The organism is Novosphingobium sp., assembly GCF_036820275.1.
Classification (GTDB): Bacteria; Pseudomonadota; Alphaproteobacteria; order Sphingomonadales; family Sphingomonadaceae; genus Novosphingobium.
Genome location: NZ_DAISLT010000005.1, coordinates 173678 through 196095, shown reverse-complemented (window position 1 = coordinate 196095; position 22418 = coordinate 173678). Strand labels below are relative to the sequence as shown.

The following is a 22418-nucleotide window of genomic DNA, read 5'->3' as shown; positions in this document are numbered from 1 at the left end:
CATGCTGCATCGACAAAATCTCCTGCGATCGCTCGCCACGCTCCTCGTCATTTTCGTGATTTTGGGGGGGATATATGCACTGTGGCTGCGTTATCAGGTCGAGCCGGTCACACGCGATGGCAAGGTGCGTGCGGACATGGTACCGGTTGCCGCCGATGTCAGCGGGCTCGTCACCGAGGTGAAAGTCGCCGACAACCAGACGGTTCGAAAAGGCGACGTGCTCTTCATCATCGACCGCCCGCGTTACCGGCTCGCGCTGGAGCAGGCCGAGGCTAATGTGGCAAGCCAGCGCACAGCCCTGACGCAGGCAGTGAAGGAAGATCGGCGCAACCGCGCCATGCCCGAGGTGATCGCCGCCGAAGTGATCGAGCAGGGCACAGCGCGGGTCGAAGGGCTGCGGGCGACGATCGGGCAGGCCGTCGCGGCGCGCGACCTCGCCCGCTTCAATCTCGAACGAACAGTCGTGCGCGCGCCGGTAGACGGGACCGTATCCAACATGTCGCTCCAGCCCGGGGTTTATCTGACCGCCGGCAAGGCTGCGCTGGCGCTGGTCTATGATCACTCGCTCCGTGTCGAAGGCTATTTTGAGGAAACCAAATTGCCGGCGATCCGGGTCGGCGACCCTGCGAGCATCTATCTGATGGGGGTTGCCGACGAGATCGAGGGGCATGTCCAGAGCATCGCGGGCGGTGTTGAGGATCGCGAGCGGGCCGGTGCCGACGGACAATTGGCCAATGTGAATCCGTCCTTCACCTGGGTGCGTCTGGCGCAGCGCATTCCGGTGCGTGTGACGATCGACAGGATTCCGCCCAATGTGCGGATGATTCCGGGCCAGACGGCCACGGTTGTCGTTCATCCGCGCGATGACGGGCGCAGTGTGCACCGGAGCCTGCCATGGTAAGGCGTTCGCTGGTACTGGCGGCCGCAGCCGCCCTGAGTGGATGCACGGTGGTCGGCCCCGACTATCATGTGCCCGACGCCGCGATGGTGAAGTCGCCTATGGCGCAAGGCGCATTTCAATCAGGAAGCGTCGTTACGACACAGGAACCGCTGCCGGATCATTGGTGGCGACTCTACGAGGACCCGGTCCTCGACGGGCTGATCGAACAGGCATTCCTCGCCAATACGGACCTGCGCGTGGCCGAGGCCAATCTCGAACGCAGCCTGGCCTTGCTTGACGAGCGAAATGTGGGCCGGGAGATCCAGGGCAGCGTCAATGCCGAAACAAGCTGGGCCCAGCGCTCGGCGGAAGCCGAGTTGAACCATGTGAAGCCGCCGACGCGGCAAATCTACAATATGGGGATTGGCGCCAGCTATGATCTCGATCTGTTTGGCGGAATAAGGCGTGGGATCGAGGCGGCGAACGCCGATGCCGAAGCGGCCGTCGCAGCGCGCGATCTGGTGCGCGTGACCGTCGCGGCCGAAACGGCGCGCGCCTATGCCGATATCTGCAACGCGGGCTATCAGCGCGATGTGCTGGGTCGTGCGATTGCCGTTCTGGAGCAAAGCGTTCGTCTGACCCGGATCATGGTGTCGCATGGGCGCGCGGCACCCTATGAACTGGACCGGCGGCAAGCCTTGCTCGAAACCAGCAAGGCACGGCTGCCACGGTTGGTGGCGCGTCAGCGCAACGCCCTTTTTCGTGTCACGGCTCTGGCTGGTCGCACGCCGGGCGAAGCGGATACTGGCCTGTTAGCCTGTCACGCATCGCTAGCGCTGAGACGCGTGATCCCCGTTGGCGATGGTGCGGCGCTGCTCAAGCGCCGGCCCGACATCCGTATGGCTGAGCGCCGTCTCGCCGCGACGACAGCGCGGATCGGGGTCTCCACCGCCGATCTCTATCCCGACATCCGTCTGGGAGCATCGGTCGGTTCCACCGGTGCTGCCGCTGATTTCCTGTCGCCGCTCACCAACCGTTTCGGTCTCGGCCCGCTGATCAGCTGGACGCTCAACCGACACGCTGTTCGCGCCCGCATTGCGGCAACAGAAGCCCAAAGCCGCGGCGACCTAGCCGCATTTGATGGCGTGGTGATCAAGGCATTGCGGGAGGTGGAAACGGCGCTGACCAATTATCAGGCCGGGCTTGAGCAGCAGGAAGGTCTCGATCGCGCATCCGCAGATGCCATGCGGGCAGCGCTGCGGATGGGGCAGTTGCGGCGTGGAGGCAAGATCGCGGCGTTGCCCGCGTTGGAGGCCGAACGCGACCAGATTGCGGCGGATCAGGCCGTGGCCGAAGCGCGCGCGGCAATCAATGACGATCAGATTATGCTGTTCCTCGCACTTGGTGGTGGGTGGTCCAACTGATGCCCGATGTGTTTTTCTCCACCGCCAGAAGTTGGATTGCCAGGTTCGCTGCCAGAGCGCGGGCAGCCTTACAGGCCTCGAACGAACGCACTGGTGGACATTTCCCGATGCTGAGCCTGGATATGGCTCATTTCTCCTCGACGGTGCGATCGAGCGTGAGGCTCCCCACCTTGCCATCATCGAGGCGGACGACCGCTGTCCAATAGAGATCGGCTCGGTTGAAGTCATGCACCGTCATCCAGTCGGAATAGACACAGCGGGCGATGGCAGGATCTTTCCGATCGCCCGCGCAACGGGCGCCAGCCTTTTCGAGGATGTCGAGTGCGCTCCAGAAGGACATGCCGAGCGGAATTTCTCTAGAAAGCGTGGTGCGTGTCTTCTCGATGTCATTGTCCCACTGATAGTCGTCTTCGAGAACGCTGAATTGAAATGGGCGCTCTGACTTATCCTTCGCCTGAAGGGTGCAGGGAAGTGAAAGCAGGGCGGCGAGAGCGATGAAAGGCTTGTACATATTGAGCCTTCTAACGAGTTCTAAGCCGCGAAAACCCGCAAAATCTTGAAGTTTCCCATCAAGGATTTTGTTGTTGCCGAGCTGCGCTTCTCCGCGCCTTCGATCTTGAAAACACGGGATGGTTGTAAGAGCAAGCGCGAGATGCTCAGCGCATCGGGGATACAAGAACGGATGAAACCGTCGTCAGCATTTGTGCTGTTTCGTAAGGCTTGGGAATCATGATGCTTTTGGGAACACCATAGAGTGGCCATTCTGCGGCACTATCTCCCGACACATAGATCACAGGAATATCTGGCTGCAGTTCGCGGGCCCGCCACGATACCTCCCATCCATTGGGCCCCAACCCGAGCCTCACATCGGTAATCACCCCTGCAATTTCATGATGGCGGCCATCGAGAATGGTAATCGCCTCTGATCCAGAAAACGCGGGGAGGACGGCATATCCGCCGATTTCCAGCATCTCCTGGACTGTCCAGAGGATCAGCGGTTCGTCCTCCACCATCAGCAATAATGAGCCGTCTGACACGACATCGCCGCTCCCTGCTAACCCCTGTTCCCACTTGCGGCAGGGAATTATGTCGTGATGCGAACGAAATTGCTGGCGATTAGTTCCCAAAGGCGTCGGCAGCGGGTTCGACGCGCTGCTGATCCTAGCTTGGGTTCTGGGCTGGGTATGACCGGGACTTGGTGCCAACATGGCGTGAACGACCGAGTTCGGCATGACGGTTCGCGCTGCGGGTTTTGAGCAGATCCTGGCGCGAGAGAATGCCGAGCACGCGCCGGGTTTCAGGCTCGATGATCGGAATGCGGCCGATCCCGGATTCGACGATGAGATCGGCGACTACCCCGGTCGGCGTGTCGGGATAGGCAACGGGCTGCGCCGCATCTGAGATTGCATCGACGAGCGGCGTTTGATCGTTGTCGCGGTCGCCCTGCCAGCGCAGGGCATCGGTGCGGGAGACGAGACCCAGCAACCTGCCTTGCGGATCGATCACCGGATAGCTGCGATGCTCGGCTTCGGTTGCGAAGAAGGATACCGCCGCCTCCACGGTCATCGTCCCCGGTAGCGTCGCCGGATCGCGCGTCATGATCTGAGACGCCTGGATGAGGTCAAGGGGATCGACCGTATATTCCTGGAGGATATGCCGGCCGCGCCGCGCGATCTTTTCGGTGAGGATCGATCGCCGCATCAGCAGCACGCTGACGGTATAGGCGCCGCCCGCAGCCGCGATCGTGCATGGGATGGCACTGAAATGTCCGGTGAGTTCGACCGCGAAGATTGCGCCAGTCATTGGCGCACGCATCGCGCCGCTCATAATCCCCGCCATGCCGATCATGGCCCAGAACCCGGGATCGCCGGGTAGAAACTGCCCAAGCAGAAAGCCGGCGGCGCCGCCCAGGATGAGGAGCGGCGCCAGCACGCCGCCTGATGTGCCCGACCCCAAGGCGACCAGCCAGACGATGGCCTTCACGACGAGGAGCGCGGCAACGACCCGGAGCGATAGCGAGGCGTTGAGGAGGGCCTCGATGCTCGCATATCCTGCACCCAGCACATGAGCATCGATGAGACCGCCCAGTCCGACGACGACCGCGCCGATTGCCGGCCACCACATCCAATGAAATGGCAGGCGATGGAAGAGATCCTCGATGCGGTAGAGGGATGTCGACAACAGCGCGGCTTCTAGACCGACGATGAGACCGATCCCACCCGAAGCGAGCAGAGCCCAGCTTGCTTGCGGGGCGATCGCCGTCATGGGGAACATCGGTCCTGATCCGAGCAGCAGGGGGCGCCAGGCAAAGGAAATGAGCGCCGCGACGAGCACGGGGACGAAGCTGCGCGGTTTCCATTCGAACAGGAGCACTTCGACGGCCAGCAATATCGCGGCGAGCGGCGTACCGAAGATCGCGGTCATGCCGGCCGCCGCGCCGGCCACGAGCAGCGTCTTGCGTTCTGCTGCGCTGAGGTGGAAGCATTGAGCGAAAAGGGAGCCAATGGCACCGCCCGTCATGATGATCGGCCCTTCCGCGCCGAATGGACCGCCGCTGCCGATCGAGATCGCCGAGGACAAGGGTTTGAGCAGCGCGACCTTGAGCGACAGTCGGCTCTCGCCGAACAGGATCGTCTCGATCGCCTCGGGAATGCCATGGCCGCGGATCTTGTCCGACCCGAACCGCGCCATCAGACCCACGACAAGGCTGCCGACGACGGGGATCACCACCACCAGCCAGCCCACCGATGCATCGGTGATCACCGAATGATCAGCAGAAAGACGACCGAACCAGAAGAGATTGGTGGCGATCGCAATGAGTTGGACCAGCACCCACGCGCCAAAGGCGCCGCCCGTTCCGACCACGATGGCCATGATCGCCAGCATGACCATGCGGCGGTCGACACTATGGTCGGCGAGTTGATGGCCTTCGACGGCGCGCGGAGGTGTCAGCGACATGAATCGACATTATCCTGTAAAAATGAGTACGCGCCCACTATATCGCATTGCGATACAGTTCAACCAGTGAGGATCATTTGAGGCAAAAGGATAAATTGTTGGGAGATGCCGACTATGCGGCGCTGGCCTCGTTTCGCCACGCCATTCGCCGCTTCCAGGCGTTCAGCGAGGAAAGGGCCATTGAAGTCGGATTGACGCCGCAGCAGCACCAGGCGCTGCTCGCGATCCGGGGCTGTCCGCCGGAAGAAGCCACCGTCGGGCATGTCGCGGAACGTCTGATATTAAAGCCGCACAGCGCCACGGGTCTGATCAATCGCCTCGAGGCGTTGGAGCTGATTACGCGTGAAGCGGCCGCCACTGATCGCAGGCGGGCGCTGCTGCGCCTCACCTCCAAGGCCTATGCCCTGCTCGACTCCCTGTCCGCCGTCCATCGTGAGGAAATCCAGCGCCTGCGGCCGGTCTTCACCGGCATCTTCGAACAGCTGGGGCGAACAAGCACGATTTAATCCAAATTTCATGTTCTAAAATATGAATAACATTCATTTGTCTTATGGTAATTTACCCGGCACAGTCCGATTTCCAGAGTGAAGACGCTTCACGACAACAGCGCCCGGAGAGGATCCCGCGAAAGCAGGCCGGAGCGCGGGAACGGAGACGGCAGCCGAGGACAAGTGTATGATGCGGAGTGAGCATCCAGGGAAGTCCCTGGCCCTGGAGCAATGGCGATCGGCTCAGGATCTGACCGCATCGCTGACGACAGCGCAGGCGTCTTGGTCTAGCGGCTACTTCACCAGGTTAGACGCCGGCGCGCGGCCCCCCTACCGCAGCCGGCGTCTTTCCGAAGTTCGGTCAGGCCGGTCACTTACTAAATTATTCGGCACGAGAACGGGCAATTTGGCCGAGCCCGCATCGTGCGCGAAGTAACCGAGGTACACCTCTTCAATGACTGAATCCAAGGATCAGGTGCCTTGCGCCCAGACGATCGCCGCCGCGCACGGCGTTGCCAGCGATGCTGCCTTTGGAGCGGTCGCCCCACCGCTTTATCTTTCGAGCACCTATGAGTTTGCTGGCTACGATCAACCGCGTTCCTACGATTACGGCCGGGCAGGCAATCCGACCCGCGACCTTCTTGCCGAGGCGCTTGCAAGGTTGGAGGGCGGGGCCGGGGCGATCATGACATCGAGCGGTATGGCAGCTCTCGACCTTCTTGTCGGACGATTGGGGCCAGGCGATCTCATCCTCGCGCCGCATGATTGCTACGGCGGTACGATGCGTCTGTTGAAGGCGCGCGCGAACCGGGGGCATTGCGTTGTCCGGTTCGTTGATCAGGGTAACGAGAGCGCCTTTGCCGCAGCGCTGGAGGACGTTCCGGCGCTGGTTCTCATCGAGACGCCGAGCAATCCCCTGATGCGGGTTGTCGATATCGCGGAGCTCGCCGCGAAATCGCGCGCGGCAGGGGCAACAGTTGCCGTCGACAATACCTTCCTCTCGCCAGCCATCCAGCAGCCGATCGCGCTGGGCGCCGACTATGTCATCCATTCGACGACCAAATATCTCAACGGCCATTCCGATGTAATCGGCGGCGCGGTGGTCGCGGCCGATCCGGGGCAAGCTGAGGAACTGCGCTATTGGGCAAATGTCGTTGGGAGCACCGGCGCGCCGTTCGATGCCTGGCTCACCCTGCGCGGCCTTCGTACGCTGTTTGCCCGGATGGAGCATCAACAGCGCAATGCGATGATTGTTGCGCAATATCTCGAACGGCATCCGGCAGTATCTCAAGTCCACTATCCAGGTCTTGCTGCCCATCCAGGCCATCGGATCGCCTCACGCCAGCAGCGCGGTTTTGGCGCGATGCTGAGCTTTGAACTCGCGGGGGGAACGGAAGCAGTTCGGCGGTTTGTCGCTGCGGTCCGCTATTTTACGCTCGCGGAATCGCTGGGTGGGATTGAGAGCTTGGTCGCACATCCGGCGACCATGACCCATGCCGACATGGGCGAGGAGGCGCGCGCAAGAGCGGGCATCAGTGACAGCCTGCTGCGGCTTTCGGTCGGCCTCGAAGCAGAGCAGGATCTGATCGTCGGGCTCGAACAGGGATTGGCAGCATGCGCAGCATGAGTGCGGGCAAGAGTTCTGGCACCTACAGGAGGAAAACGTGCCTGGATATGTATGGACCGTAGATGCCTTTGGGCTGCTTCTTGCGCTGCTCGGCTTCAACATGGCGTTTCGACAGGTCAGTTTCAGACGCGCTATCGGACGCCCGAAACCGCCGGCGAGCTCGCTGCGAGCGGGAAATGAGGATGAGGATCCGCTCACCTATATTCTGCGGATCGCCGGGGTCATGATGATGGTTTTCGGCATCGCGATTGGCGGAATGCTGACGCTATTCAATATGGCGTAGCCGGGACTGAAGAGGAAGGCGGAGGTGCCCCACGGGCAAGGTTCAATCTCAAATCGCTCCCGACTGGCATGTCGCTCAATGGTTTGATGCCGATTAAGGGTCGGCGCTCCCCGACCTCCAAGGCCGGGTGATCTCGTTGTACGCCTTCCAGATGCTTTGTTCGGGGTTGTTCCAGCGAGCCATAGGCTCGCCATGGTCCAGTCCTACAAACCATGGTAGCCTACGCCATGCAAGGAACGCCATCGTCGGCCCTGATCGATCAATGCGGTCGCCTACGCAAACACAGCTTCGGAATTGAAGACGACATGCGTGTGGATGCCGATATGGCTCTTCTCTTGGCGGAACCGGAGCGGATTGATGACGCATGAATATGATGATCCGATCGATCCCGAGGGAGTAGCAGAAGCCGTTCGTTACATCGCCGAACGTCACCGTGCTGAAGATCGACCTCTTGAGCAGCTTGTCGAAGAGGTCATGCTCGAACGCTTCTGCGGTTGCGTAACGTCGGCGAACGAAAGTCGCAGCACTCCGATTCTGGCCGGCCTCAAGCTGGAGATCGCGCGCCAAGTGCGTGTGCTCGTCGCAAGCGGCGAGCTCATCGACGAGATCGATGAAGCTTCGATCGAATCTTTCCCGGCAAGCGATCCTCCGGCCTGGGTTGGACATAAACCTGGCAAAGACAGTTGATGGGTAAGATACAGATCAAGCGGATCTATACGCCTCTCGCACCAGGCGATGGCTGCCGCGTGCTTGTCGATCGGCTGTGGCCGAGAGGCGTCTCCCGCCAGACCGCAGCACTCGATCTGTGGCTCAAGGACATCGCACCCAGTCCAGATCTGCGAGGATGGTTCGGCCACGATCCCGCACGTTTCGACGTCTTTCGGCAAAAATACCGGGATGAGTTGTCCCATAACACCGAAGTGGTTGAGCTACTGCTCGGTCTCGCGAAAAAGCAGGATGTCACGCTGCTTTACGCAGCACGCGATCCTGTGGTGAACCATGCCGCCGTCCTCGCGGAGTTTCTGGCAGATCGTCAATGACCTAAAAATCCGCGAATTTGGACGCTTGGTATACACTTGCCCAATAGCGGTGTGATGGACGGATAGACGTTAACCGGTGCGAGCAGCCTGTCCGGAAAGGCCTGCATGCACGGGCAGAAGCCAAACTCTTGCGGGGCGCGCAGAGCGGCCGCCCGCCAGAGCCGGTGTAATGTTCATCGATCCTGAGATCGGCGCCATGACTGGTGAGGTCGTCGCGAATGATAGGCGACGGTGCGTGCTGACTAACACGGCCAGTGCCGCGCGCTAGCTGGCGTCGCAAATATAAGCGCCATCGGCCCACAGGAGTTAATCACGCATCACGTCTTGCCTCAAGGTCCCCATATCGTTGCCGTGCAATACGCTTTATCTGAGGGCATAGGTAAGCGTATGGTGTTGATTGCCACTGAGATGTGACCCGGGGGGCGTATAAATTACCATTGAGAATTGACCCATGTTTCCCTCGCCTCCGGCTGCCAGTCGGAGGGTCGTGGAGTGATCGACATGGACTTACTCAGTGTGATCCGCCGGTGGCATTTCCGGCAGAAGATCTCCATTCGGGAGATCAAGAGGCGGACCGGCCTGTCCCGCAATACCATCCGCAAATATCTGCGTTCTGACGCGATTGAGCCGAGCTTCAAGGTTCCGATCCGGCCGAGCAAGCTCGACCCTTACGCCGAGAAGCTGACGGCCTGGTTGCGAGTGGAATCCAAGAAGTCCCGTAAACAAAGGCGGACTGCCAAGCAGTTGCATGCTGATCTGGTCGAGCTGGGATACGATGGCTCTTATAACCGGGTTGCCGCTTTTGCCCGACGATGGCGGACCGAGCTGCAATATGAGCAGCAGACCAGCGGGCGTGGAACATTCGTGCCCCTGGTTTTCCAGCCTGGCGAGGCGTTCCAGTTCGACTGGAGCGAGGACTATGCCGTACTGGATGGCAAGCCCACGAAGCTGCAGGTCGCTCATACCAAACTGGCGCATAGCCGCGCCTTCATCGTCCGCGCCTATCTGCTCCAGACCCATGAGATGCTGTTCGACGCGCTGACGCAGGCGTTCCGAGTGCTGGGCGGCGTGCCCCAGCGTGGGATCTTCGATAATATGAGGACCGCTGTCGACAAGATCGGGACCGGGAAGGCGCGGCAGGTCAACGCAAGATTTGCCGCCATGGCCAGCCACTATCTGTTCGAGACGGATTTCTGCAATCCGGCTTCTGGTTGGGAGAAGGGTCAGGTCGAGAAGAACGTCCAGGACGCTCGGCGCCGGTTGTGGCAACCGATGCCCAGTTTCCCTGGCCTGGCTGAGCTGAACGCCTGGCTGGAAGAGCAATGCATCGTCCAATGGAGCGATATCCAGCATGGCGTCATGCCCGGCACGGTGGCCGATGCGCATGCCGAGGAAGTTTCCTGCCTGATGCCGCTGGGCCGGCCCTTCGATGGCTTTGTCGAGCAGATCAAGCGCGTGTCGCCGACCTGCCTCATCGCCTTTGACCGCAACCGCTACTCGGTACCTGCCTCCTTCGCGAACCGACCGGTCAGCCTGCGGATCTACCCTGATCGTCTGGTCATAGCGGCCGAAGGCCAGATCGTGTGCGAACATGCCCGGCTCATCGAGCGCTCTCATCACAAGCCGGGACGCACAATCTATGACTGGCGGCATTATCTGGCGGTAATCCAGCGCAAGCCCGGCGCCTTGCGTAATGGCGCTCCCTTCCTCGAGATGCCCGAAGCCTTCCGGCAGTTACAGGGCCATCTGCTCAAGCGCCCTGGTGGCGACAGGGAGATGGTCGAGATACTTTCTCTCGTTCTGCATCACGACGAACAGGCTGTGTTGAGCGCGGTCGAGTTGGCTTTGGGGGCCGGTGTCGCCACCAAGACTCACGTTCTCAACGTGTTACATCGCCTCATCGACGGCAAGGCGCCTCCAGCTTCGCCGATCGATGCGCCTCAAGCCCTGCGCCTGACGCAGGAGCCCGAGGCCAATGTCGTTCGCTATGACAGGCTGAGGGATATCCGCCATGCGTCATGACCCCGCCAGCGCCGCGGTCGTCGTCATGCTGCGCAGCCTCAAGATGTTCGGCATGGCTCAGGCCGCCGACGAACTGATCGAGCAGGGCGCGCCTGCCTTCGATGCTGCCGTGCCGATGCTCGCTGGACTCCTGAAGGCAGAGATGGCCGAACGCGAGGTCAGGTCCATCGCCTATCAAATCAAGGCGGCCCGCTTCCCGGCCTATAAGGATCTGGCTGGCTTCGACTTTGCTGCCAGCGAGATCAACGAAGCCCTCGTCCGCCAGCTTCATCAGGGCGACTTCATGGAAAACGCCGACAATGTCGTGCTGATTGGCGGGCCCGGAACCGGCAAGAGCCATATCGCAACTGCGCTGGGCGTCCAGGCCGTCGAGCATCACCGCAAGAAGGTCCGCTTCTTCTCCACGGTCGATTTGGTCAATGCGCTTGAGCAGGAAAAGACCATGAACCGATCCGGCCAGCTGGCAGAACGCCTGCTACGTCTCGACCTGCTCATCCTCGACGAGCTGGGTTATCTGCCCTTCAGCCCATCGGGCGGAGCCATGCTCTTCCATCTGCTCAGCAAGCTGTACGAGCGCACCAGCGTCGTCATCACCACCAACCTAAGCTTCAGCGAATGGGCTGGCGTGTTCGGCGATGCCAAGATGACCACCGCGTTGCTCGATCGGCTAACCCACCACTGCCACATCCTGGAAACCGGAAACGACAGCTTCCGCTTCCGTGCCAGCACCGCTGCGCCAAAAGCCAGAAAGGAGAAGCCAGCATCTTGAACCTGCCAGGATACGGCAGCACATAACCCATACCCACCCGGGTCAATTCTCAATGGAAACCCTGGGTCACATCTCAGTGGCAATCAACAGGCTCGGGGGCCTGAGACTGCTCTGGCTATCACCAACGAGATAGGGTAGGGGGGTATGCTATGGGACATTTGACCGAAGGCAGTGATGAGCTCCTGAAGCGCGTGCGACGTATCGCCGGGCAGGTCACGGCGATCGAGAAAGCGCTGACCGCCAACGCCGATTGCACGACGACTCTGCATCTCGTTGCAGCGGCGCGCGGCGCCATGAACGGGCTGATGGACGAGATTATTGAAGAGCATGTCCGAGCCCATGTGGCGGACCCCGACCTCACGGCCGAAGATCGTGCCGCGGGAGCAGACGAATTGATCGCGGTCATACGCCGCTACGCGAAATAAGGCTGAGATCATGACGACGTCCCGCGATATTGACGCCTTTGTGCACGACCATGTGTATCTGGGGGCCTCTCACGACGACAACGCTCGTCGGACGCTGTGGGTGGTGGTGCTGACGGCTGTGATGATGATCGGCGAGATTTTCGCCGGCTATGTCACCGGATCGATGGCGCTGCTGGCCGATGGCTTCCATATGGCAACGCATGCTGGCGCGTTGAGTGTCGCAGCGATTGCTTATGCCTATGCCAAGCAGCATGCATCGAACCGGCGGTTCAGCTTCGGAACAGGCAAGGTCGGCGACTTGGCGGGCTTCGCCTCGGCGCTGGTGCTGGGCCTGATCGCCCTGGGGATCGGGATTGAATCGATCCTTCGGCTGTTCGAGCCCATAAAGGTTGCCTTCGGCGAGGCGACCCTGATTGCCGTCGTTGGGCTTGGCGTGAATATCCTCAGCGCCTTCCTGCTGTCGGGCAGCCACCACCACCATCATGGGCATGACGATCATGCCCACGACCATCATGCCCATGGCGGCGACAACAATCTCCGCTCGGCGTATGTGCATGTCCTCGCCGACGCTCTCACATCGGTATTGGCAATCGCGGCCCTTCTGGCAGGCCGCTACCTTGGCTGGGTGTGGATGGACCCCGTCATGGGGATCGTGGGAGCCGTCGTAATCGCCCGCTGGTCCTGGAGCCTGATGCGAGATACCGCCTCAGTCCTCCTCGACTCGACCGACAGCCATGTTGCCGAGGAAATACAGGATCTCGTTGAAGGGCCAGGCGATGTGCGTATTGCCGATCTGCATGTCTGGCGTGTCGGTCCCGAGGCCCATGCCGCCATCGTCGGAGTGGTCGGCAGTGCGGGGATCAATGCAGGCGTGATCCGCGACCGGCTCGTGCCGGTCCATGAGTTGAAGCACCTAACAGTCGAATGCCACTGACGAGGTTGCTGTTAAGTCGCCGTGCATAGACCTGTGCCGTTTCGATGGCACGACCGGGTGGTGTCGAGGGTGCGGTAGGTCCAAACCCGAATGCCGGGCATGGAAGAAGGCGCAGCCTCAACAGCAACGCAAGATTGCTGCCGATCTTCCGCGCCGGCTCGCGAAACTGGCGGGTCGCGAGTTGCAGAAATGAGCGCGAAGGCCCCGCGCGAAGACTAGATTCAAGATTCCAGATGCGTCAGGATCGGACATTCCGGCCGATTGTTACCGTGACAGCTCCTCGCCAGATCCATCAGCGCTGCTCGCATCGCATTAAGCGCGTCCGCCTTGCGGCCAAGGTCGGCTGCGCGGGACTCTGCCAGTGCCTTGACCTCGGCACTGGCGCGGGCCCGATCGGACCATAGATCAAGCAGCTTTCGGATTTCTTCGATTGGAAAGCCGAGGTCGCGGGCATTGGCTATGAACCGAAGTCGATGCACATCGGCATCCGAGTAGTCGCGATACCCACTATCCCGCCGCGCCGCCGACGGGATCAGGCCGATTTTCTCGTAATGGCGGATCATCCGCTGAGAGACCCCGCTCGCGTCCGATGCCGCGCCGATGTTCACAATTCCACCCGGTTGAGCCGCAATGCGTTCGTCACGACGCTGACGGAGGACAGTGCCATCGCGGCCGCCGCGATGATCGGCGAGAGCAGGATGCCGAAGATCGGGTAGAGCAGCCCCGCAGCGATCGGGACCCCGGCAGCGTTGTAGATGAAAGCGAAGAACAGGTTCTGGCGGATGTTGGACATCGTTGCTTCGCTCAAACGGCGCGCACGAACGATGCCGTTCAAGTCGCCCTTCAGCAGGGTGACGCCGGCGCTTTCGATTGCGACATCGGTGCCCGAGCCCATCGCAATGCCGACATCGGCGACGGCGAGCGCGGGCGCGTCATTAACTCCGTCGCCTGCCATGGCCACGATGCGCCCCTCAGCTTTCAATCGCGAGACCACATCGCTTTTCTGATCCGGCAACACTTCGGCTTCGACATCATCGATTCCAAGTTTCCGCCCGACCGCTTGTGCTGTTGTGCGATTGTCGCCCGTCAGCATGACAACCCGGATGCCCTCCTTGCGAAGCGCCGCGATAGCCTCAGCCGTCGTTTCTTTGATTGCATCGGCAATGGCAAGGATGCCGGCGGCCTGTCCGTCGATCCCGATGAAGATGGCGGTCGCGCCGTCTTGGCGCAGCTCATCCGCCTGCGGCTCAAGGGCGCGAACCTCGATCCCGTTTTCTGACAGGAAGCCGGCATTGCCCAGCGTGATGCGCTTGCCATCGACCGTGCCGATCGCTCCCTTGCCGGTTGGGGAATCAAAGTCGGTGACCTCGGGGAGCGCAATCCCCCTATCCTTGGCGGCGGCGACCACGGCCAGCGCCAGCGGATGTTCCGATGCCCGCTCCACGCCGGCGGCAAGCCGCAGCAGCTCGGTCTCCTCATAGCTTGTCGCGGGAACGATGCGGGTAACCGACGGCCGGCCCTCGGTCAGCGTGCCGGTCTTGTCGACGACCAGTGTGTCGATCTTCTCCATCCGCTCCAGCGCTTCGGCATTCTTGATCAGCACGCCGAGCCCTGCACCCCGGCCGATGCCGACCATGATCGACATCGGCGTCGCCAGCCCCAAGGCGCAGGGGCAGGCGATGATGAGGACAGCGACAGCGGCGATCAGGCCATGGGCCAGACGCGGCTCTGGTCCCCAGATTCCCCACACGCCAAAGGCAATGAGCGCGATCAGCAGGACCGCGGGCACGAACCATCCCGCGACCTGATCGGCCAGGCGCTGGATGGGTGCCCGCGAACGCTGGGCGTCAGCGACCATCTGGACAATACGCGCCAACATCGTGTCGCGTCCGACCTTCTCCGCGCGAATGACGAGGGCGCCGCTTTGGTTGATCGTTCCGCCGATGACCGCATCGCCCAGCGCCTTTGTGACCGGCATCGACTCGCCCGTCACCATCGACTCGTCGAGCGAGGATCGGCCGTCTTCGACCTTGCCATCGACGGGTACTTTTTCGCCGGGCCGCACACGGAGACGATCACCGACGGCCACCTGCTCGAGCGAGACCTCCTCATCATCCCCGTCGGCGCCAATGCGGCGCGCGGTCTTGGGCGCGAGGTTGAGTAGCGCCTTAATTGCGCCCGAAGTCCGCTCGCGGGCGCGCAGCTCGAGCACCTGCCCCAGCAGCACGAGCACGGTAATGACGGCGGCGGCTTCGAAATAGATCGCGACCGTCCCGTCCATCATCCGAAACGCTGCCGGGAATACCGACGGGGCGATGGTTGCCACCACGCTGTAGGCCCAGGCCACGCCCGTGCCCATCGCGATCAGGGTGAACATATTGAGGTTCCGTGTCCGCACGGACGCCCACCCACGTTCAAAGAATGGCCAACCCGCCCAGAGCACGACCGGGGTAGCCAGCGCAAACTGAAGCCAACCAGATAGTTGGGGCGGTACAAGATTGTGCAGCGCCGGGAAGAGGTGGCTGCCCATCTCCAGGACAAACACCGGGATGGTGAGCAGCAAGGCGATCCAGAAACGCCGGGACATATCCAGAAGTTCACCGCTCGGCCCAGTGTCTGCCGTCACAAGTTCCGGCTCAAGGGCCATGCCGCAGATCGGGCATGGCCCGGGATGATCCTGGCGGACCTCCGGGTGCATGGGGCAGGTCCAGATTGCGCCCGGTTGAGCGGTTGCCGCCTCCTTCTCACCCTCGGACAGGTAGCGCTCCGGGTCAGCGACAAACTTCGTGCGGCAACCCGCGCTGCAGAAATGATAGTCCTCGCCGTCATGCGAGGCATGATGTGACGTTCCCGTCGGATCAACCATCATCCCGCAAACCGGATCTTTGACCGTTTTCACGTCCGTGCCGCCACCGTGCTTGCCGGCGCAGCAGCTATGGGCGCCCGAATTGCTAGCTGGAACAGGATCAGTCACAGGCTCGTCTCCTTATCGACGAAATGCAATCTGGGGTCTGACATCGTGTCAGGGTCAAGCCCGACATGCATATATTTTTGATGGCTGATTCTGCGCTGGCGTCTCAGCCGGGCAACAGATTGTGGATCGCCGTTGCAGCCTTGGCGGCCTGACCGGCCGCAACAGCAATTTGATCCAGCCCTTCGACCATGTCGCCAGCAGCGAACAGGCCGCTGACCGTCGTTTGTTGATGCTCGTCGACGACAATGCACCCTGCCTGGTCCAGTTTCGCACCGGCCATGTGCGCGAGTTCCGAGCGAGGGGAGGTTCCGAGGGCAACATAAAGGGTGTCGAAGCGAAGCGATCGGCCATCGGTCAATTGAGCGATCAGATCCTTTCCATCGATCGACAAATCTCGGACAGGGGCGCGTTCGACCGCGATACCGCTTCGAGCCAGATCTGCCTCTTCGGCCTCCGACAGTTGCGAGCCGTCCTGCGCGAGCAAGGTGACGGTGTCGCTATAGTGCCGCACGAACACAGACTCGGCGGCGCCATGGTCTGAGCACCCCAGCACGGCCACCCGCTTGCCGCGTACCTCATAGCCGTCACAGATCGGGCAATAGCGTATCAGACCTTGCACGAGGCCTCGATCATGCGTTTCCAGCGCCATTCGCGGACGATGATTTCTCACGCCTTGGGCAAGCAATATCGTGCGGGTATTGACGGCCTCGACACCTGTAGTGACCAGGAAGCCCGTCCGGGTCTGTACAATCCCATTGGCTAAACCATCGGAGAGCTTCGCGCCGTAACGCAGGGCATGCCGGCGCATCCGCGACAGCAGATCGTCGCCCGATATGCCGTCTGGAAAACCCATCAGGTTGTGCGTGGCTGGAATGGAGGACGCGCGGCCGTCGCCGGCATCGATGACCAGCGTAGAACGCAGAAACCGGCCCAGATAGGTGGCTGCTGTCAGCCCTGCCGGGCCACCGCCTATGATGACGCAATCGTACATGCGAGCCTTTCGCTGACCTCGGCCGTCACTGATATTACGCGGTACGATGCCTCTTCCCTCGAACAGAGACACGCTCTTCCAAAAAAAGATCGGGTCGTGAGGGGTAAACGCCAGCGCTGCGTAAATTGAGATGAAGCCCATCGCCTGGCAGGATGGACAGCCGAGGTGCCCACGGGTCGCAGCGTGGCGCCGGGGCGAGCGGATGTGGGGAAGACGGATTGGAATCAACCGATCGCGCTCCGTGTCGCTCGCCCCGCAACAAAGGTTGCAGCATCACGGGCAGGGGCGTCAGCATCATAGTCGGGTGGGAGCAATGGAGACCTACAGCCCTTTCTCGGCCTCGATGGGCCAGGCGCTTTGGGTGATCATGATCGTCGCTGGCCCCCCGCTGATAATCATGTTGGTGGTGGGGCTGATTATCTCAATGATCCAGGCTGCTACATCGATCAACGAACAGACCGTGAGCTTCGTCCCCAAGCTCCTGACGTTCATCTTGTTCCCCGCGCTTTACGGGGCAACCGCTGGCGATCTCCTGATCGACTATACCCGTGACCTGCTGACGCATATTCCGGACGATATCAAATAATGAGGACCGATTTTCATTCGGGGCGACCACGCAAAAACTGGTCGAATACGGGACGGAGTGCTAGCGTCGGAGAGGATCGGCGCGAAAGGGGAGCGGGGTTTGGCGGAGTTTGAATTGCTGGCGCGGCAACTGATCCAGCGATGGAAGGAAGACCCGAACGCGACGTACCAGAGCTGGTTTCTTTGGGATGAGCGCATCAAGAACTTTCGCTCGATCAGGCGTGGTCTGGCTCAGGTGGTTGCTGAGATCGAAGCCGGTCGGTTTGGCGTGGCCTATCGCGGTTCTTCTCTGGAGACGGTCGTTCATTCAGTCGCCGAGCAGAGGCAGATCTTCAAGGGCGCGGACCATGCGTTTCTCTGGAAGCCCAAATTGCGCATTCCCGACATCTATGAAAACCCGGCGAACCAACGCGCGTTTGGTCGATTGCTGGACCATTGCGCCTGTTGCGACACCGCGGAAGAGATCATCGCAGGTATTCACACGATTGATCGTCTGAACATCAAAGGGCTGGGGCCAGCGGTGGCCAACCTCCTCTATTTCCTGCATCCAACCCTCGTGCCGCCGTTCAACACGGCGATCGTCAACGGCTATAACAAGCTGACCGGCGGCAAGGTGAAGCTCGGAAGCTGGCAGCATTTTCTCGCAATGCGCTCGGGCGTGCTCGACCTGAACGAGCGTTTTCGCGATCTGCTGTCGAACGATCTGGGCGCCATTGGTGGCCTTCTGTTCGACATCGGCTCGGGCCGCTATCCCGCGCCCCCGCGCGACGAGGAAGACCAGACTCTAAGATCCTGGGCCGCGCGCCTCGAGCAAGCCCGGGCCGAAGCTCAAACCCTCAACAAAGCGCTGCAAAAGCAGGGCGAGAGTGACCGCACCCATTCGGAAATCCAGGCGTGGCTGCGCGATATCGGTCTAGCGCTGGGGTATGACATCTGGATCGCATCCAATGACCGGGGACGGCTGCATGACGGGGTGCGCTTGGGGGAGGGGTGCCTCGAGAGCCTGCCAACTTCCATTTCGACATCGACGGGAGCGGATGCGATCCGCCTCATCGATGTTTTGTGGCTGGAGCAAGGCGGCGACCGGGTCGCGGCAGCCTTCGAAGTCGAACATTCGACCTCCATCTATTCGGGTATCGTCCGGATGCTGGACCTTGCGCTGAGCGGCAGCGATCTTCACGCGACAGCCGGATTGTTTCTTGTCGCTCCTGACGCTCGCGAAAGCGAAGTCCGCGCGCAAATCGCAAGGCCCGCGTTCAACCGGATCGCGGACCTCGAAATCGCCTATCTTCCCTATGGCGAGCTCGAACGGCACAAGGAGGCGATTTCCCGGTTTGGCTCGGGTCTAAAGGCGATCAAGGCGATATCGCGCGCGCTGCCTTGATGCCTTTTACATCCCGGAGGCAGGTGGCGCCAACAGCCCCAACCAGGCAACTAAGATAAGAATGGTAACGGCGCAGCCGGTCTCGATTGCGAGGCTGCGGCGGAGCGACCCTATCGCCGAGGAGGTGTTGCCTGTCTCGATCGCCGCCGCGAGCGACGGCGTCAGAAAGTAGCGATTGGCCGCCGCCAGCAACAGCATCAAGCCGAACAGCAGCAGCTTTGCCACCAGCAGCAGGCCATAGAGGCTGGTAAACATGGATCCCAGATTGGAGGGGCCGATCAGTATCCAACTATTGATCAAACCCGACACGATAAGCAGCGCCACGACCACCGATCCGACCTTCGCAAATCCATCCAGCGCGCGGTGCGAGAGGTGAATGTGATCCACCGCCATGCGCGCGGCAGGGCGGAAAACGAGGAGGCAAAGCGCGAACAACGCGCCTACCCAGATGCCAGCTGCCCAGAGATGGATGATATCGGCACCAAGATGGACCCATCCCCGCAAGCCTTCGTCGGCAGCGCCATGCCCCGTCCAGGCCAAGGTCGCCAGAGCGACAGCGGCGGTCGCTGACAGCGACCACAGGGCGAAAGCGGGACGCCGCCAACCGACGATGGAAAAATAGAGCACGAGCAGGAGGGCCGCGACCCGTACCTGCCAGACCGTCCCGATCGCAGTGCCCGATATGAGAAGATTGACCGTGGCGCGGTCTACCTGATCGAGTGGCACGCCCCCCATCGAGGCCGCCAGGACCATCATGCCCAGGATAGATAATACGATACCGGCCAGCGCGATTGTCGCCAACACCGACCGGAAACGCAGGACCGAGCCGGATGCCCGCTCAGTCCCGCGCAACGTGTAGAGGCCGAACATCGGCAACCCGAAGAGGAGCATGAGATCGAGGAAAAGTCCCAGCCTCACTGCGATCGCTATGATGTCCGGCACGGTCTTACTGGACCTTGAAGGTGTAGCTGCCCTGGATGCGATGGGTGTCAGCAGAGACGACGTGATAGTCGACCTTGTAGGTTCCAACCGGCAACGGCTTGGCAAGCGTCGCGACGAGCGTCTTGCCATCGGCGCCCACGGTGGCCTTGACGCCGTTCATCTTCATCGGCGCCATCTTCATGCCTGGCATTTCGGTCATCGTCAGGTCGAGCCCGGAAAATTGTGCGACGAGCGCTTCAGAAAAGACGAGCTGAATTCTGGTCGGGGCGGCGACCACGGCATTTGCGGCAGGGGTGGCGGCATTGAGCTTAGGGTGAGCCTGCGCAGCGGTAGCGGTGAGGACAGACGCCGCCATGGCGACGGCAAAGATTGTTTTACGAAACATCGATTTCTCCATGGGCGGCGAGACTGCCGACACATCGAATTACGCACCACGCGGCGCCACCCCTCATCAGGCGCGCAAGAATTCTGCAAATCAGAACCCCGGCGGGATTTGCGAATGAGATCTGCGCGACAGATGAGGGATCGAAGCTTGCAGTGCGTATGGACAATTGGATGGGTGTGAGAACCACCCGGATCCAAGGGACGCTGCCGCTCGGGAGGAAGCTATGGAGAATGCTAGGACGACTTGGCTGCGCAGGCACTTTCCAAGTGTAGGTTTTATCGCTGCGACAGCGCTGGTCGGCGGCGCGCTAGCGGGGATCGTCGTCTATGTGGGTGCCTATGACATCGGGGCGGATTCGCCGCACACCAAACCGGTCTATTGGCTGATCGAGCAGCTCCGAGATCGTTCCATCGCCGTGCGATCTCGTGATGTGAATGTCCCGGCCAACCTTGGGGACGTGAAGCGGCTGCAGAGCGGGGCGGGGCTCTACACCGAGATGTGCAGCGGCTGCCATCTCGGGCCAGGACTGGAAAAGTCCGAAATCAGCCAGGGACTCTATCCGAGGGCGCCGGAGCTTTCCCGCGAGGAGCAAAGATCGCCAAAGGAGCAATTCTGGATCATCAAGCATGGGGTCAAGCTGACCGCGATGCCAGCTTGGGGTAAGACCCATAGCGACGAACTGATCTGGGATATGGTGGCTTTCGTAAGGCAACTTCCGCGTATGTCACCCGCCCAATATCAGGCGGCAATAGCCAGTGCGCCCGAAGACCATGACGCGATGATGAAGGATATGCCCGGCATGACGAAGACGGCGCCATAGCGTTGCGGCTGCTCCGTCGCTGTTGCTCAGATCTGCCCGCTATGTGCGATGCTTTGACGGACAGGCTGATAGAGGGGAAAGTAAAGAACACGTCCTGGGCCGTTGCCCCGGATTGATTGAGGATTGGACTTTTCGATGGATACCGACCTGGACCGGCTGCTGAGCCGCTTACGCAACGAACCGACGCATCCGGGGCTGATTGGTCTGGAGGATGCTGTGTTCCGACGCATAGCGGCATTGCCGCAGGTTTCGACCGCGTCTCAATTCCGCCTCGGTGCGGTCGCGGCTTTCGGAGCGGTACTGCTGGGTATCGCCAGCAATGGCTTTACGCCGCGTGCCGAGGCGTCGGTCACGCTATCGCCTTTCGGGCCATCAAATCCGCTTGCCCCTTCGACGCTGCTGGTAGGTTCTCAATGAAGCCCAAATTGCTCCTCCTCGTCGCCATCGTCGCCTTTGCATCGGCGGTTGCGGGCGTGTTCCTGGGCCGCTACTTTTTCCCGCAGCCCAAGGCAGCCGGCGTCGAGCTCCACGATGTCTTGCACAGCAAGCTCGATCTGGATGATCGTCAGAAGGCCAAGATCGAGCTGCTAGAGCAGGGTTTCGCCGTGCGTCGGCGCGCGCTGGAGCTTGAACTGCGATCGGACAATGCGCGTCTCGCAGCCGCGATCGAGGTCGAACATGGCGAAGGGCCGCGTGTGACCGCGGCCGTCGATCAGTCGCATCAGGCAATGGGCGAACTGCAAAAGGAAACGCTCGGGCACATCTTCGCCATGCGGCAAATCCTTCGCCCCGATCAGGCCAAGACCTTCGATCAGGCGGTGGTTCATGCGCTCACCGACGATGCACGGTGAGTCTGGATCTCCAGGCGTGTTCGGACGGTGAACTAGCGGCACTGACGCTTGCCGGTCGGCAGTCGGCTTTCGCCGAGATTATGCGTCGGCACCAGACAGCGATATTTCGACTGGTGCGCGGCCTGGTCGGGAATGCCGAGGAAGCACTTGATCTCACGCAGGACTGCTTTGTATCCGCGTTCAGCCATCTGCGGAAATATGATGGTGCGCGTCCGTTGCGCGCCTGGCTATCCCGGATCGCGATTAACAAATGTCGCGATTGGCGCCGCCGCCAGAGGGTGCGGCAGCTCTTCACATTTGGCTCCGCGCCGTCGGATGATGAGATTGAGCAAGTGCCGGATGACGCACCCTCCGCACATGCCAGTGCTGAATCGAAAATAGAGGTGGAGCGACTGTCGGCGGCGATCAGCGCATTGCCTGCCACGTTGCGTGAAGTCCTGATGCTCAGGACCGTCGAAGGGCTCAGTCAATCAGAGGCCGCCAAAGCGCTTTCCGTCAGTAGCAAGGCTGTGGAGACGCGCCTGTATCGCGCGCGCGCGCGCCTCGCAGAAATACTCGCTGAGGAATGAGGGGTGCGCGCTGCTCGCGCGTAAGGATAAAGAGATACCGCGCTTAAGCGTCTTTTCAGACCCAAAG

26 protein-coding genes are annotated in these 22418 nt (G+C 61.2%); 18 read left to right on the top strand and 8 right to left on the bottom strand.

Features of this window, described 5'->3' with window-relative positions:
- Position 1: 1 nt before the first annotated feature.
- Both V7066_RS06350 and V7066_RS06345 read left to right on the top strand, forming a co-directional pair.
- A complete protein-coding gene (locus V7066_RS06350) occupies positions 2–901 on the top strand; it encodes an efflux RND transporter periplasmic adaptor subunit (RefSeq protein ID WP_054435082.1) in 900 nt (299 codons plus the stop codon).
- A complete protein-coding gene (locus V7066_RS06345) occupies positions 895–2304 on the top strand; it encodes an efflux transporter outer membrane subunit (protein ID WP_054435080.1) in 1410 nt (469 codons plus the stop codon). Before V7066_RS06350 ends, V7066_RS06345 begins: the two co-directional genes overlap by 7 nt.
- Before the next feature lie 127 nt (positions 2305–2431).
- Here the strand turns inward: V7066_RS06345 and V7066_RS06340 are convergent, their stop codons facing one another.
- The 3 genes from V7066_RS06340 to V7066_RS06330 form a co-directional block, all read right to left on the bottom strand.
- Positions 2432–2815, bottom strand: coding sequence for a hypothetical protein (locus tag V7066_RS06340; protein ID WP_054435077.1), 384 nt, complete (start codon positions 2813–2815; stop codon positions 2432–2434).
- A gap of 145 nt (positions 2816–2960) precedes the next feature.
- Positions 2961–3341 (bottom strand): response regulator, encoded by a 381-nt coding sequence (locus V7066_RS06335; protein WP_165913373.1) that lies wholly within the window; start codon positions 3339–3341, stop codon positions 2961–2963.
- Between the two features lie 124 nt (positions 3342–3465).
- Positions 3466–5262 (bottom strand): chloride channel protein, encoded by a 1797-nt coding sequence (locus tag V7066_RS06330; RefSeq protein ID WP_132470308.1) that lies wholly within the window; start codon positions 5260–5262, stop codon positions 3466–3468.
- A gap of 95 nt (positions 5263–5357) precedes the next feature.
- On the opposite strand from V7066_RS06330, the gene V7066_RS06325 reads away from it, so the two are divergent.
- The 10 genes from V7066_RS06325 (at position 5358) to V7066_RS06280 (ending at position 13043) form a co-directional block, all read left to right on the top strand.
- On the top strand, positions 5358–5768 hold the full coding sequence (locus V7066_RS06325; protein ID WP_054435072.1) for a MarR family winged helix-turn-helix transcriptional regulator: 411 nt from the start codon (positions 5358–5360) through the stop codon (positions 5766–5768).
- Positions 5769–6204: 436 nt separating this feature from the next.
- Positions 6205–7377: a cystathionine gamma-synthase gene (gene metB / locus V7066_RS06320; protein WP_054435068.1), complete on the top strand. Its 1173-nt coding sequence runs from the start codon at positions 6205–6207 to the stop codon at positions 7375–7377.
- A 37-nt stretch (positions 7378–7414) separates the two neighbouring features.
- Positions 7415–7660, top strand: coding sequence for a hypothetical protein (locus V7066_RS06315; protein WP_054435065.1), 246 nt, complete (start codon positions 7415–7417; stop codon positions 7658–7660).
- 357 nt (positions 7661–8017) lie between these two features.
- Complete coding sequence (locus V7066_RS06310; RefSeq protein ID WP_054435062.1) at positions 8018–8347, top strand: hypothetical protein; 330 nt, start codon at positions 8018–8020, stop codon at positions 8345–8347.
- Complete coding sequence (locus V7066_RS06305; protein ID WP_054435059.1) at positions 8347–8700, top strand: DUF488 domain-containing protein; 354 nt, start codon at positions 8347–8349, stop codon at positions 8698–8700. Before V7066_RS06310 ends, V7066_RS06305 begins: the two co-directional genes overlap by 1 nt.
- Before the next feature lie 501 nt (positions 8701–9201).
- Complete coding sequence (gene istA / locus V7066_RS06300; protein ID WP_142637815.1) at positions 9202–10722, top strand: IS21 family transposase; 1521 nt, start codon at positions 9202–9204, stop codon at positions 10720–10722.
- Positions 10712–11491, top strand: a complete 780-nt coding sequence (istB, locus tag V7066_RS06295; protein WP_132470100.1) for an IS21-like element helper ATPase IstB — start codon at positions 10712–10714, stop codon at positions 11489–11491. The genes istA and istB overlap by 11 nt, the downstream gene beginning before the upstream one ends.
- A 149-nt stretch (positions 11492–11640) precedes the next feature.
- Positions 11641–11916 carry a metal/formaldehyde-sensitive transcriptional repressor gene (locus tag V7066_RS06290; RefSeq protein ID WP_021243461.1) on the top strand — a complete coding sequence of 92 codons (276 nt, stop codon included), beginning with the start codon at positions 11641–11643 and terminating at the stop codon, positions 11914–11916.
- Positions 11917–11926: 10 nt separating this feature from the next.
- Entirely contained in the window at positions 11927–12850 is a 924-nt protein-coding gene (gene dmeF, locus V7066_RS06285) for a CDF family Co(II)/Ni(II) efflux transporter DmeF (RefSeq protein ID WP_021243460.1), read from the top strand.
- Between the two features lie 25 nt (positions 12851–12875).
- Complete coding sequence (locus tag V7066_RS06280) at positions 12876–13043, top strand: DUF1289 domain-containing protein (protein WP_081659631.1); 168 nt, start codon at positions 12876–12878, stop codon at positions 13041–13043.
- A gap of 28 nt (positions 13044–13071) precedes the next feature.
- Here V7066_RS06280 and cueR read toward each other — a convergent pair whose 3' ends face one another.
- The 3 genes from cueR to V7066_RS06265 all read right to left on the bottom strand — a co-directional run bounded on the left by cueR (position 13072) and on the right by V7066_RS06265 (position 16956).
- A complete protein-coding gene (gene cueR / locus V7066_RS06275) occupies positions 13072–13458 on the bottom strand; it encodes a Cu(I)-responsive transcriptional regulator (protein WP_021243459.1) in 387 nt (128 codons plus the stop codon).
- Positions 13455–15749, bottom strand: a complete 2295-nt coding sequence (locus V7066_RS06270; protein ID WP_051187041.1) for a heavy metal translocating P-type ATPase — start codon at positions 15747–15749, stop codon at positions 13455–13457. The genes cueR and V7066_RS06270 overlap by 4 nt, the downstream gene beginning before the upstream one ends.
- Positions 15750–15927: 178 nt before the next feature.
- A complete protein-coding gene (locus tag V7066_RS06265; protein ID WP_243692778.1) occupies positions 15928–16956 on the bottom strand; it encodes an NAD(P)/FAD-dependent oxidoreductase in 1029 nt (342 codons plus the stop codon).
- Between the two features lie 172 nt (positions 16957–17128).
- Here V7066_RS06265 and V7066_RS06260 point away from each other — a divergent pair, with 172 nt between their 5' ends.
- A complete protein-coding gene (locus tag V7066_RS06260; RefSeq protein ID WP_021243456.1) occupies positions 17129–17401 on the top strand; it encodes a flagellar biosynthetic protein FliQ in 273 nt (90 codons plus the stop codon).
- A gap of 99 nt (positions 17402–17500) precedes the next feature.
- Positions 17501–18784 (top strand): type II restriction endonuclease, encoded by a 1284-nt coding sequence (locus tag V7066_RS06255; protein ID WP_132470098.1) that lies wholly within the window; start codon positions 17501–17503, stop codon positions 18782–18784.
- A 6-nt stretch (positions 18785–18790) separates the two neighbouring features.
- On the opposite strand, the gene copD is transcribed toward V7066_RS06255, so the two are convergent.
- Both copD and copC read right to left on the bottom strand, forming a co-directional pair.
- Positions 18791–19726, bottom strand: a complete 936-nt coding sequence (gene copD, locus V7066_RS06250; RefSeq protein WP_021243454.1) for a copper homeostasis membrane protein CopD — start codon at positions 19724–19726, stop codon at positions 18791–18793.
- Between the two features lie 4 nt (positions 19727–19730).
- Entirely contained in the window at positions 19731–20123 is a 393-nt protein-coding gene (gene copC / locus V7066_RS06245; RefSeq protein WP_051035789.1) for a copper homeostasis periplasmic binding protein CopC, read from the bottom strand.
- A 211-nt stretch (positions 20124–20334) separates the two neighbouring features.
- Between copC and V7066_RS06240 the strand changes: the two genes are divergently transcribed.
- The 4 genes from V7066_RS06240 to V7066_RS06225 all read left to right on the top strand — a co-directional run bounded on the left by V7066_RS06240 (position 20335) and on the right by V7066_RS06225 (position 22351).
- The gene (locus V7066_RS06240; RefSeq protein ID WP_017502273.1) at positions 20335–20931 is read left to right on the top strand and encodes a c-type cytochrome; all 597 of its coding nucleotides are present in this window, start codon (positions 20335–20337) and stop codon (positions 20929–20931) included.
- Positions 20932–21066: 135 nt separating this feature from the next.
- A complete protein-coding gene (locus V7066_RS06235) occupies positions 21067–21348 on the top strand; it encodes a hypothetical protein (RefSeq protein ID WP_017502274.1) in 282 nt (93 codons plus the stop codon).
- Entirely contained in the window at positions 21345–21782 is a 438-nt protein-coding gene (locus V7066_RS06230; protein WP_031290470.1) for a periplasmic heavy metal sensor, read from the top strand. The genes V7066_RS06235 and V7066_RS06230 overlap by 4 nt, the downstream gene beginning before the upstream one ends.
- Positions 21779–22351, top strand: coding sequence for an RNA polymerase sigma factor (locus tag V7066_RS06225; protein WP_021243451.1), 573 nt, complete (start codon positions 21779–21781; stop codon positions 22349–22351). The genes V7066_RS06230 and V7066_RS06225 overlap by 4 nt, the downstream gene beginning before the upstream one ends.
- Positions 22352–22418 lie beyond the last annotated feature (67 nt).

What these genes read in the sequence shown, in the direction of transcription:
- V7066_RS06350 (WP_054435082.1), top strand. Translation starts at nt 2, where the DNA reads ATGCTGCATCGACAAAATCTCCTGCGATCGCTCGCCACGCTCCTCGTC.
- V7066_RS06345 (WP_054435080.1), top strand. Translation starts at nt 895, where the DNA reads ATGGTAAGGCGTTCGCTGGTACTGGCGGCCGCAGCCGCCCTGAGTGGA.
- V7066_RS06340 (WP_054435077.1), bottom strand. Translation starts at nt 2,815, where the DNA reads ATGTACAAGCCTTTCATCGCTCTCGCCGCCCTGCTTTCACTTCCCTGC.
- V7066_RS06330 (WP_132470308.1), bottom strand. Translation starts at nt 5,262, where the DNA reads ATGTCGCTGACACCTCCGCGCGCCGTCGAAGGCCATCAACTCGCCGAC.
- metB (WP_054435068.1), top strand. Translation starts at nt 6,205, where the DNA reads ATGACTGAATCCAAGGATCAGGTGCCTTGCGCCCAGACGATCGCCGCC.
- V7066_RS06310 (WP_054435062.1), top strand. Translation starts at nt 8,018, where the DNA reads ATGACGCATGAATATGATGATCCGATCGATCCCGAGGGAGTAGCAGAA.
- V7066_RS06305 (WP_054435059.1), top strand. Translation starts at nt 8,347, where the DNA reads ATGGGTAAGATACAGATCAAGCGGATCTATACGCCTCTCGCACCAGGC.
- istA (WP_142637815.1), top strand. Translation starts at nt 9,202, where the DNA reads ATGGACTTACTCAGTGTGATCCGCCGGTGGCATTTCCGGCAGAAGATC.
- istB (WP_132470100.1), top strand. Translation starts at nt 10,712, where the DNA reads ATGCGTCATGACCCCGCCAGCGCCGCGGTCGTCGTCATGCTGCGCAGC.
- V7066_RS06290 (WP_021243461.1), top strand. Translation starts at nt 11,641, where the DNA reads ATGGGACATTTGACCGAAGGCAGTGATGAGCTCCTGAAGCGCGTGCGA.
- dmeF (WP_021243460.1), top strand. Translation starts at nt 11,927, where the DNA reads ATGACGACGTCCCGCGATATTGACGCCTTTGTGCACGACCATGTGTAT.
- V7066_RS06265 (WP_243692778.1), bottom strand. Translation starts at nt 16,956, where the DNA reads ATGGGCTTCATCTCAATTTACGCAGCGCTGGCGTTTACCCCTCACGAC.
- V7066_RS06260 (WP_021243456.1), top strand. Translation starts at nt 17,129, where the DNA reads ATGGAGACCTACAGCCCTTTCTCGGCCTCGATGGGCCAGGCGCTTTGG.
- copC (WP_051035789.1), bottom strand. Translation starts at nt 20,123, where the DNA reads ATGGAGAAATCGATGTTTCGTAAAACAATCTTTGCCGTCGCCATGGCG.
- V7066_RS06240 (WP_017502273.1), top strand. Translation starts at nt 20,335, where the DNA reads ATGGAGAATGCTAGGACGACTTGGCTGCGCAGGCACTTTCCAAGTGTA.
- V7066_RS06235 (WP_017502274.1), top strand. Translation starts at nt 21,067, where the DNA reads ATGGATACCGACCTGGACCGGCTGCTGAGCCGCTTACGCAACGAACCG.
- V7066_RS06230 (WP_031290470.1), top strand. Translation starts at nt 21,345, where the DNA reads ATGAAGCCCAAATTGCTCCTCCTCGTCGCCATCGTCGCCTTTGCATCG.